Annotated in this window: 10 protein-coding genes; 9 read left to right on the top strand and 1 reads right to left on the bottom strand. The window is 69.9% G+C overall.

Annotated elements, in window-relative coordinates; all coding sequences use genetic code 11:
• The first annotated feature begins 58 nt into the window (after window positions 1-58).
• Both WA805_RS24575 and ald read left to right on the top strand, forming a co-directional pair.
• Window positions 59-661: an NUDIX domain-containing protein gene (locus WA805_RS24575; protein ID WP_422339882.1), complete on the top strand. Its 603-nt coding sequence runs from the start codon at window positions 59-61 to the stop codon at window positions 659-661.
• Window positions 662-699: 38 nt separating this feature from the next.
• Entirely contained in the window at window positions 700-1,815 is a 1,116-nt protein-coding gene (gene ald / locus WA805_RS24570) for an alanine dehydrogenase (RefSeq protein WP_422275283.1), read from the top strand.
• Here ald and WA805_RS24565 read toward each other — a convergent pair.
• Window positions 1,812-2,258 (bottom strand): cupin domain-containing protein, encoded by a 447-nt coding sequence (locus tag WA805_RS24565; RefSeq protein WP_422275285.1) that lies wholly within the window; start codon window positions 2,256-2,258, stop codon window positions 1,812-1,814. The two genes, ald and WA805_RS24565, sit on opposite strands and share 4 nt — an antisense overlap.
• A gap of 227 nt (window positions 2,259-2,485) precedes the next feature.
• Between WA805_RS24565 and WA805_RS24560 the strand changes: the two genes are divergently transcribed.
• From WA805_RS24560 to aroH, 7 genes are all read left to right on the top strand, one after another.
• A complete protein-coding gene (locus tag WA805_RS24560) occupies window positions 2,486-3,421 on the top strand; it encodes a site-specific tyrosine recombinase XerD (RefSeq protein ID WP_422282339.1) in 936 nt (311 codons plus the stop codon).
• Window positions 3,422-3,550: 129 nt separating this feature from the next.
• The gene (locus WA805_RS24555) at window positions 3,551-4,426 is read left to right on the top strand and encodes a ParA family protein (protein ID WP_422282345.1); all 876 of its coding nucleotides are present in this window, start codon (window positions 3,551-3,553) and stop codon (window positions 4,424-4,426) included.
• Window positions 4,393-4,806, top strand: a complete 414-nt coding sequence (locus WA805_RS24550) for a hypothetical protein (RefSeq protein ID WP_422284445.1) — start codon at window positions 4,393-4,395, stop codon at window positions 4,804-4,806. The genes WA805_RS24555 and WA805_RS24550 overlap by 34 nt, the downstream gene beginning before the upstream one ends.
• Window positions 4,807-4,808: 2 nt before the next feature.
• Window positions 4,809-5,669 carry a segregation and condensation protein A gene (locus tag WA805_RS24545; protein ID WP_422282343.1) on the top strand — a complete coding sequence of 287 codons (861 nt, stop codon included), beginning with the start codon at window positions 4,809-4,811 and terminating at the stop codon, window positions 5,667-5,669.
• Window positions 5,666-6,292, top strand: coding sequence for an SMC-Scp complex subunit ScpB (scpB, locus tag WA805_RS24540; protein WP_424559119.1), 627 nt, complete (start codon window positions 5,666-5,668; stop codon window positions 6,290-6,292). The genes WA805_RS24545 and scpB overlap by 4 nt, the downstream gene beginning before the upstream one ends.
• The gene (locus WA805_RS24535; protein ID WP_422282333.1) at window positions 6,273-7,130 is read left to right on the top strand and encodes a pseudouridine synthase; all 858 of its coding nucleotides are present in this window, start codon (window positions 6,273-6,275) and stop codon (window positions 7,128-7,130) included. Before scpB ends, WA805_RS24535 begins: the two co-directional genes overlap by 20 nt.
• Before the next feature lie 45 nt (window positions 7,131-7,175).
• Complete coding sequence (gene aroH, locus WA805_RS24530; protein ID WP_422282341.1) at window positions 7,176-7,538, top strand: chorismate mutase; 363 nt, start codon at window positions 7,176-7,178, stop codon at window positions 7,536-7,538.
• The last annotated feature ends 75 nt before the right edge of the window (window positions 7,539-7,613 follow it).

Raw genomic sequence — 7,613 nt, 5'->3', positions numbered from 1 at the left:
CCGCCGCGCTCGCCAGGTCGCGGGCCGGCGAGGCCGGCGCGCGCGCGGTGGCGACGGCATGATCGAGGACGCCGCGGAGAGCTGGCCGGTGGTCGCGTCGCAGCCGCTGCTGAAGAACTGGCTGATCACGGTGCGGTCGGATAAGGTCCGGCTGCCGGATAATCAATATGCGGAACGTACGGTGGTGACTCATCCTGGCGCCGTTGCCATCCTGGCGCTGGACGACGCGCAGCGGGTGCTGATGATCAGGCAGTACCGGCACTCGGTGGGCCGCCTGCTGTGGGAGATACCCGCGGGCCTGCGGGACACCGACGGGGAGTCGCCGCTGCAGACCGCGCAGCGCGAGCTGCTCGAGGAGACCGGCTACCGCGCGTCGCAGTGGCACACGCTGCTCGACTACTTCAGCTCGCCGGGGTACAGCACCGAGCGGATCAGGATTTTCCTCGCTCGCGGCGTCGAGCAGGGCGCGGACAACGGCTACGAGCGGGAGCAGGAAGAAAAGTACATCGTCGCCGACTGGGTTCCGCTGGCAGCGGCGGTACGGCTCGCGCTGTCCGGGAAACTGCACAACGGGCCAGCTATCGCCGGCGTCCTGGCTGGGTACGCTGCCAGTTCAGAAGAGTTTTCTGGACTTCGCCCCGCGACCGCGACCGATACGTAGGCGCGCGCCGCCGGGGCGCGTCGCGAATCGAGGCGCAGATGAGGATCGGCGTGCCGCGGGAAGTCAAGAACCATGAGTACCGGGTGGCGATCACCCCGGCGGGCGTGCACGAACTGGCCCGCGAGGGCCATGAGGTCTTCGTCGAGACCGGCGCGGGCGCGGGCTCGTCGCTGCCGGACGAGGAGTTCACCGCCGCGGGCGCCAAGGTCCTGAAGACCGCCGACGACGTGTGGGGCACGGCGGACCTGGTGCTGAAGGTCAAGGAGCCGGTGCCTGAGGAGTACCACCGGATGCGGCAGGGACAGGTGCTGTTCACGTACCTGCACCTGGCCGCGTCCCGGGAGTGCACGGACGCGCTGCTGTCCCATGGCGTCACGGCGATCGCGTACGAGACCGTGCAGCTCCGCGACGGGTCGCTGCCGCTGCTCGCCCCGATGTCCGAGGTCGCCGGCCGAATGGCGCCGCAGGTCGGCGCGCACCACCTGCAGCGCGATGGCGGCGGCCGCGGCGTGCTGATGGGCGGCGTATCCGGCGTGTACGCGGCGAAGGTCGTGGTGCTGGGCGCTGGCGTCTCCGGCATGAACGCGGCGGCGATCGCGCTCGGCATGCAGGCCGAGGTGCTGCTGCTCGACAGGAACGTGGCCAGGCTGCGCTCCGCGGACGCGATCTACCAGGGCCACTTGCAGACCGTGACGTCCAACTCCTACGAGGTCGAACGCGCGGTGATCGACGCGGACCTGGTGATCGGCGCGGTCCTCGTGCCAGGCGCGAAGGCCCCCAGGCTGGTCAGCCACGAGCTGGTGACCCGGATGAAGCAAGGTTCCGTGCTCGTGGACATCTCGATCGACCAGGGCGGCTGCTTCGAGGACTCCCACCCGACCACGCACGCCGAACCCACGTACCGGGTAGCCGGCTCGGTGTTCTACTGCGTCGCCAACATGCCGGGCGCGGTGCCGCATACCTCGACGTACGCGCTCACCAACGTGACGCTGCCGTACGCGGTGGAGATCGCCAACCGCGGCTGGCGTGACGCCCTGCGCGCCGACGCGGCGCTAGGCCTGGGCCTGAACACCTACGAGGGCGCCGTCACTTGCCTGCCGGTCGCCGAGGCGCACGACCTCCCGTACACCCAGGTCGCCGACGTACTCGGCTAGGGCAGCAGCCGGCTGGCGTGCCTGGCGTACACGTCGCGCATGACCGCCGGGTCCGGCGGCGTGCCCGGCCGGAGGACGGCGCCCACCTCCCGCATGAACGCCAGCGCGGGCCCTGAAGGCGCCCAGATGCCCAGGACCAGCGCGGGGGAGTCGTAAGGATTGCTGAAACCGTGCCGGTGCCCGCGCGGCGCGGTGAGCATGGACCCGGGCGCGGCTTCGGCCGGTTCCCCGTCCCCCCAGACCAGCAGCCGCCCCTCGAGCACGTAGATCGCCTCGTCGAACGCGTCGTGCGCGTGCGGCACCGGTCCGGGGAACCCGGCTGGGATCGCGATCTCCGCGGCGGCGAACCCGGCGGGCTGCTCGCTGTCGCCGGCGAGCACGTGCATCGGCTGACCCGCGTACGGAAAGCTCGGCCCCTCACCCCGCCCTGTCAGGAACGTCATAAGCGCATTATCCCTGGGGCCCGTTCACCGCCCGCTCCGCCCGCGTCTGCTCCCCGCGCGGCTACGCCCGGGCTCGGCTGCCCCGTGCCGCTCCACGCCCCCGCGCGCCGCGCCCGGCTGTTCTCCGCCCCCCGACGGCGCATCCACCTTCCCGCTGACTCCGCCACAAATTTGACCGCACGCTGATAACAGCAAGATGCGGCGGAGCCGCGAGTAGTATCGGCGGCGTGGTTGGTGTTGGCGACGCGGTGCGGCAGTACCTGCAGTACCTGGTGGTCGAGCGCGGGTTGGCGGCCAATACCGTCGAGTCGTATGAGCGGGATCTGCGCAGGTACGCCGAGGTGCTTGGCGCGCGCGGGAAGAGGGAGCTCGCCGACGTGACCACCGTAGACGTCGCGGAGTTTCGCGCCGCGCTGCACGTCGGCGACGAGGAGCATCAACCGCTTGCCGCCAGTTCGGTGGGGCGCGCCGTTGTTGCCGTACGCGGGCTGCATGGCTTCGCCGTCAAGCAGGGGCTCGCCGGCGACGATCCGGCGCGGGAGGTGGCGCCGCCTGCCCAGGCGAAACGGCTGCCCAAGGCGATCAGCGTCGATGAGGTGGAGCGACTGCTTGAGGCGGCCGGGTCCACCGAGGATCCCGACGCGCGCGTGCTGCGGGACCGCGCGCTGCTCGAGTTTCTCTACGGGACAGGGGCCCGGATTTCTGAGGCGACCGGGCTGGACGTCGATGACCTGGATCTCGCTGATGATCCGGTTGTGCTGCTCACCGGGAAAGGGGGAAAGCAGCGGTACGTTCCGGTGGGGAGCTACGCGGTCACGGCGCTGGACGCCTATCTGGTGCGGGGGCGGCCCGTACTGGCCGCCGCCGCAACGCGGAAGGCCAGTCCGGCGGTGTTCCTCAACGCCCGCGGCGGGCGGCTCACCCGGCAGGGAGCGTGGGGAATCCTGCGCGAAGCAAGCGCACGTTCCGGAAAAAAGGACGTGTCACCACATACCCTGCGGCACTCGTTCGCGACCCACCTGCTGGACGGGGGCGCGGATATCCGGGTGGTGCAGGAATTGCTCGGACACGCCTCCGTGACCACCACGCAGGTCTACACTCTGGTGACGGTTGACAAGCTGCGAGAGGTGTACGCCGCGGCCCACCCGAGGGCATTCGGCTAGCCGGTAACTGCTAAATATTCGCCGCTAACGGCGCGTTGGCTTGCTCCTGATCCGCTAGCAGCCTAAAGTCCCGAACAGTTCGCGACCCCGAGCCGCGGGAGGATCTTACTGGTGGCCGCATCTCGCGTAATCGAACTTCTGCCGGGTGACATCGGACCGACTGGACGGCCGCTGCCCGCCTTCCCTGAGCCTAAGCCGCTGGCCGAGCACGGCCCGGCGCGCATCGTCGCAGTCTGCAACCAGAAGGGCGGCGTCGGCAAGACCACGACGACCATCAACCTGGGGGCGGCGCTCGCCGAGCAGGGGCGTCGGGTGCTGCTCGTGGACTTCGACCCGCAGGGCGCGCTGTCGGTCGGGCTCGGGATCCAGCCGCACGACATCGACAGCACGGTCTACAACCTGCTGATGCAGCGCGACGTCAAGGCGCAGGACGTGCTGTTCCGCACCACCGTCGCGGGCATGGACCTGCTGCCGAGCAACATCGACCTGTCCGGCGCCGAAGTGCAGCTGGTGCACGAGGTCGGCAGGGAGTTCGTGCTCGGCGGGGCGCTCAAGGACGTCGTGCCGGAGTACGACTTCATCATGATCGACTGCCAGCCGTCGCTCGGCCTGCTGACGATTAACGCGCTCGCCTGCGCTGACAGCGTGCTCATTCCGCTCGAATGCGAGTACTTCGCGATGCGCGGCGTCGCGCTGTTGATGGAGACGATCGACAAGGTGCAGCAGCGGCTCAACCCGCGGCTGCAGATCGACGGACTTCTGGGCACAATGTACGATTCGCGTACTTTGCACACCCGGGAAGTGCTCGGGAGCATCGTAAATGGCTTCGGCGACAAGGTCTTTCATACGGTGATCAACCGGACAGTGCGCTTCCCGGACGCTACCGTTGCAGGTGAGCCCATCACGAGCTTCGATACCTCGTCGATGGGGGCTAGTTCCTATCGTGAACTTGCCAAGGAGGTACTTGAACGGTGGCGGCAGACAGGGGGCGGTCACGCCGGGTAAGCATTCCCGGGGTAGCAGAACTGCTGCGCTCCGTCGCCCCCGATCCAGTCGGCTCAGATGAACGGCAGGCGACCGGCAGGGAAAAGCACGATCAGAAGATCACCGTTTACCTTTCCGCCGCTGAACTGCTCGATCTGGAACATGCCCGCCTGGCGCTGCGCCGGTTCGGCTTCGTCGCCGACCGCGGTCGGCTGGTCCGCGAGGCCATCGCCATCCTGCTCGCCGACCTCGACGCGCGCGGGAAAGAGAGCCTCGTGGCCCGCCGCGTCCACGGCGGCCTGGGCGGCGGCAACCTGACCGGCGTCCCCCACCCGAATGGGACGGAGGGTGACGAGCCGAGCGCCGATGCCGCGAGTCCGCTACCGTCATTAGCGTGGTGACGATTGCGGGCGGCACGGTGAGTGGTGAGCCGGCCCCCGGTGCTGGCGGCGTGGGCGCCTTCGAAGTGCACCTCGATGTCTTCGAAGGGCCGTTCGACCTGCTACTCGCGCTGATCTCCAAGCACAAGCTGGACATCACCGAGGTGGCGCTGTCCCAGGTGACCGACGAGTTCATCGCCTACATCAGGCAGCGCTCGGGCGGCTGGGACCTGGACCAGGTGAGTTACTTCCTTGTCGTGGCCGCCACCCTGCTCGACCTCAAGGCGGCGCGGCTGCTGCCGTCCGGCGAGGTGGAGGACGAGGAGGACCTGGCGCTGCTCGAGGCCAGGGACCTGCTGTTCGCCCGGCTGCTGCAGTACCGCGCGTACAAGGAGGCCGCGGCCGTGTTCGCCGGCCGGATGGCGACGGCGGCGAAGCGCTTCCCGCGGCGCGTCCCGCTCGAGCCGCGGTTCGCCGAGCTGCTGCCCGAAGTGCTGTTCACCATCGGGCCACAGGAGTTCGCGATGCTCGCCGCGCAGGCGCTCGCCCCGAAGGCGGCGCCGGTGGTGCCGACCGGGCATATCCACCCGCCGTTCGTCTCGATCAGGGAGCAGGCGGCGCTGATCGCCGGCCGGCTGCGCGGCGTGGGCCGGGCGAGCTTCCGGCAGCTGACCACGGGCGCCGGGGGGAACTACGAGCTCGTGGCGTCGTTCCTCGCGCTGCTCGAGCTCTACCGCGAGGAGATGGTGGCGTTCGACCAGGTGACACCGCTCGGCGAGCTGTACGTCACCTGGACCGGCGGCGACCGCGAGATGACGCCGGCCCCGCCGGACGGGAGCGGCGCCCCCGCACCGACAGAAAGCGAAGAAGAAGACTACACATGACCAGCGACTTCACCAGCGAACCCGGAGAGCCCACGGAGCCTGACGAGCTTGCCGAGCCCGCTTCCGACGACGGGCCCGGCCTGCGGGCCTCGCTCGAGGCGATCCTGCTCGTCGCCGACGAGCCGGTGCCCGAGGTGCTGCTCGCCCAGGTGCTCGAGCGGCCGCGCGGCGAGGTCACGGCCGGGCTGCGGGCCCTGGCGGCGGAATACACGGCCGACGGCCGTGGCTTCGATCTACGGGAGATCGCCGGCGGCTGGCGGTTTTATACTCGGGAGGACTGCGCGCCACTGGTGGAGCGGTTCGTCAGGGACGGACAGGAAGTACGGCTCACCCAGGCCGCGCTCGAGACCCTTGCCGTGATCGCCTACCGGCAGCCCGTCAGCCGGGCGCGGGTATCCGCGGTGCGGGGGGTGAACTGCGACGGCGTGATCAGGACGCTGGTGCTGCGCGGCCTGGCGGAGGACTCGGGAACCGACCCGGAAACCGGTGCGATCCTGTACCGCACCACCGGCTACTTCCTTGAGCGGCTGGGCATGGCGAGCCTGGACGAGCTGCCCGACCTGGCGCCGTTCCTGCCGGAGGACATCGAGGACATTGAGGACAATGAGCACACGCGGGCATAACCGGGGGGTCGGTCCTGGCCGGTCGGCCGAGGGAGCAGAACCCGATTACGACGACGACGAGGACGACGACTGGGGCGATCTCGGCGGTGAGCGGGACGACCTCACCGACGTCCCCGGCGGGGTCCGGCTGCAGAAGGTGCTCGCCGCGGCGGGCGTGGGCAGCCGCCGCCACTGCGAGGAGATGATCGGGGCCGGCCGCGTCGAGGTGGACGGGCAGACCGTCCGCAGGTTCGGCGCCCGGGTGGACCCCGAACACCAGATCATCCGCGTCGACGGCAAGCGGATCCCGTCCCGGCAGGACATCGTGTACCTGGCGTTCAACAAGCCGCCGAAGGTGCTCACCGCGATGTCCGATGACCGTGGCCGCAAGACGATCACCGACTTCCTCGGCGACCGTGCCGAGCGGCTGTTCCACGTGGGCAGGCTCGACTACGACACTGAGGGCCTGATGCTGCTCACCAACGACGGTGAGCTGGCGCACCGGCTCGCGCACCCGAGCTACGAGGTCGCCAAGACCTACCTGGCGGACGTGCCCGGCCCGGTCCCCAGGGACCTGGGACGGCGGCTGGCCACCGGCGTCGAGCTCGAGGACGGGGTGGCGGTCGCCGACCGGTTCCGGGTGCTTGAGCAGGCCGGCTCGCGCGCCCTCGTGGAGATCACCCTGCACGAGGGCCGTAAGCACATCGTCCGCCGGATGCTCGCCGAGGTCGGGCACCCGGTCACCCGCCTCGTCCGCACCACGGTGGGGCCGGTCAAGCTCGGCGGCCTGCGGCCCGGCAAGACCCGCGACCTCACCACGAAGGAAATCGGCGAGCTGTACGCCGCCGTCGGCCTGTAGGCACCAGCCGGTAGCCTTGCGGGCCAGGGAAAGGAGTTGAGCACGGTGACTGTCCGGGCGATCCGAGGCGCGATTCAGCTGGACGCGACTGACCGCGACGCCATCCTCGAGGGCACCGCGGAACTAGTGACCGCGGTCATGAACCGCAACGACCTGACCACGGACGACGTGATCAGCTGCTTGTTTACCGTCACCCCGGACCTGACCGCCGAGTTCCCGGCGCTGGCGGCGCGCAAGACCGGCTTCCACGCGGTCCCGCTGATGTGCGCGACCGAGATCCCGGTGCCGGGGGCCATGCCCCGCGTGGTCAGGCTGATGGCACACGTGGACACCGACCGGCCGCGGTCGGAGATCCAGCACGTGTACCTGCGCGGCGCGGCGGCGCTGCGGCTGGACATCGCGCAGTGAGCCGGGGCGGTCGGGGACTCCGGGGCAGATTCCAGCGGCCAGTCCTTCGGAACGCCGCTGGGAATCTCCCCTGCG

Origin of the sequence: Trebonia sp. (assembly GCF_049794275.1) — a bacterium.
Taxonomy (GTDB): Bacteria; Actinomycetota; Actinomycetes; order Streptosporangiales; family Streptosporangiaceae; genus Trebonia.
The sequence above is the reverse complement of the archived record's forward strand: the minus strand, read 5'-3'. Positions and strand labels throughout refer to the sequence as shown.